Raw genomic sequence first — 2,500 nt, forward strand, 5'->3', positions numbered from 1 at the left:
CGTTTTGTCGGAATGTGTACCTTAGCGTTCGGAAGATCCGGCAGCGACCTACTCTCCCGTGCCTTGAGACACAGTACCATTGGCGCTGAGAGTTTTCACGTCCGAGTTCGGAATGGGATCGGGTGTACACCTCTCGCTAGAGCCACCGGATCGTCCGAACGCAAAGGAATGAGGTCAAAGTCTGTGCACAAGGCCGGCAGCGGGTGTCGACCGCTGCACGGAACGAATGAAAATCAAGCCGATCGAGCTATTAGTACCGCTAAGCTGAATGCATCACTGCACTTGCACATGCGGCCTATCAACGTGGTGGTCTACCACGGCTCTCAGCGAGACCTAGTTTTGAGGCGGGTTTCACGCTTAGATGCTTTCAGCGTTTATCCCTTCACTACATAGCTACCCGGCGCTACGGCTGGCGCCATAACCGGTACACCAGAGGTAAGTCCATCCCGGTCCTCTCGTACTAAGGACGGCTCCTCTCAAGTCTCGAACACCCACAGCAGATAGGGACCAAACTGTCTCACGACGTTTTGAACCCAACTCACGTACCACTTTAATCGGCGAACAGCCGAACCCTTGGGACCTGCTCCAGCCCCAGGATGTGATGAGTCGACATCGAGGTGCCAAACACCACCGTCGCTGTGGACGCTTGGGTGGTATCAGCCTGTTATCCCCGGCGTACCTTTTATCCGTTGAGCGATGGCCCACTCACGCGGAACCACCGGATCACTATGGCCGACTTTCGTCCCTGCTCGACTTGTCAGTCTCGCAGTCAGGCGGGCTTGTGCCATTGCACTCAGCAGCCGATTTCCGACCGGCCTGAGCCCACCATCGCGCGCCTCCGTTACTCTTTGGGAGGCGACCGCCCCAGTCAAACTACCCACCATGCAGGGTCCCGGATCTGGATGACAGACCGCGGTTAGACATCAAAGAACAAAAGGGCGGTATTTCAAGGTTGCCTCCACCCGAGCTAGCGCCCAGGTTTCAAAGGCTCCCGCCTATCCTACACATCCATTCTCTAATGCCACTGCAAAGTTGTAGTAAAGGTGCACGGGGTCTTTCCGTCTAACTGCGGGTACCCCGCATCTTCACGGGGAATTCAATTTCGCCGAGCCCATGTTGGAGACAGCGGGGAAGTCGTTACGCCATTCGTGCAGGTCGGAACTTACCCGACAAGGAATTTCGCTACCTTAGGACCGTTATAGTTACGGCCGCCGTTTACCGGGGCTTCAATTCAAGGCTTGCACCTCTCCTCTTAACCTTCCGGCACCGGGCAGGCGTCAGACCCTATACTTCGCCTCACGGCTTAGCAGAGCCCTGTGTTTTTGGTAAACAGTCGCCACCCCCTAGTCTGTGCCCCTCTGACGAGACCGTCAGAGGCCCCCTTATCCCGAAGTTACGGGGGTAAATTGCCTAGTTCCTTCAACATGGTTCCCTCAAGCGCCTTGGTATACTCTACCAGTCCACCTGTGTCGGTTTAGGGTACGGTCTATACGCTGGGGCTATTTCCTGGAACCCTTGGGCCGCCCGAGCATTCGCCAACGAGCTCGGGCCACTTTTCGGATCCGTCACCACCAGCAGGCCCACGAATATTGACGTGGTTCCCATCGTCTACGGCTGTCGCCCTCGACTTAGGGGCCGGCTAACCCTGCGCGGATTGACCTTGCGCAGGAACCCTTGGACTTACGGCGAAAGCGTCTCTCACGCTTTTTATCGCTACTTATGTCAGCATTCTCACTTCCGATACCTCCAGGAGCCCTCACGGGTCTCCCTTCGCAGGCTTACGGAACGCTCCGCTACCACTCTTTCGAGTCCGCAGCTTCGGTGCATGGCTTGAGCCCCGGTACATCTTCGGCGCAGGATTGCTTATTTAGACCAGTGAGCTATTACGCTTTCTTTAAAGGATGGCTGCTTCTAAGCCAACCTCCTGGTTGTTTTGGCCTTCCCACATCCTTTCCCACTTAGCCATGACTTAGGGACCTTAGCTGGCGGTCTGGGCTGTTTCCCTCTCGACGACGGACCTTAGCACCCGCCGTCTGTCTGCCGCGCTGTACTCGCCGGTATTCGGAGTTTGGTTAGGTTTGGTAAGACTTTGGATCCCCCTAGCCCATCCAGTGCTCTACCCCCGACGGTAATCACACGACGCACTACCTAAATAGTTTTCGCGGAGAACCAGCTATTTCCGAGTTTGGTTGGCCTTTCACCCCTAATCACAGGTCATCCGATACCTTTGCAACGGTAACCGGTTCGGTCCTCCAGTGCGTGTTACCGCACCTTCAACCTGCCCATGACTAGATCACCCGGTTTCGGGTCTACTCCGTGCAACTAAGCGCCCTATTCAGACTCGCTTTCGCTGCGCCTACACCTATCGGCTTAAGCTTGCTGCACAGAGTAAGTCGCTGACCCATTATACAAAAGGTACGCCGTTAGCCTTGCGGCCTCCGACTGTTTGTAGGCGTTCGGTTTCAGGTCTATTTCACTCCCCTTGTCGGGGTGCTTTTCA

General features: G+C 55.8%; 2 rRNA genes (1 of these 2 cut by a window edge). Both read right to left on the reverse strand.

Features of this window, described 5'->3' with window-relative positions:
* Window positions 1-35: 35 nt before the first annotated feature.
* Window positions 36-150 (reverse strand): 5S ribosomal RNA (rrf, locus tag ACT6UX_RS06980).
* Window positions 151-229: 79 nt separating this feature from the next.
* A 23S ribosomal RNA gene (locus ACT6UX_RS06985) occupies window positions 230-2,500 on the reverse strand; it runs 459 nt beyond the window's last position.

Source organism: Reyranella sp. (genome assembly GCF_052439685.1).
Taxonomy (GTDB): domain Bacteria; phylum Pseudomonadota; class Alphaproteobacteria; order Reyranellales; family Reyranellaceae; genus Reyranella.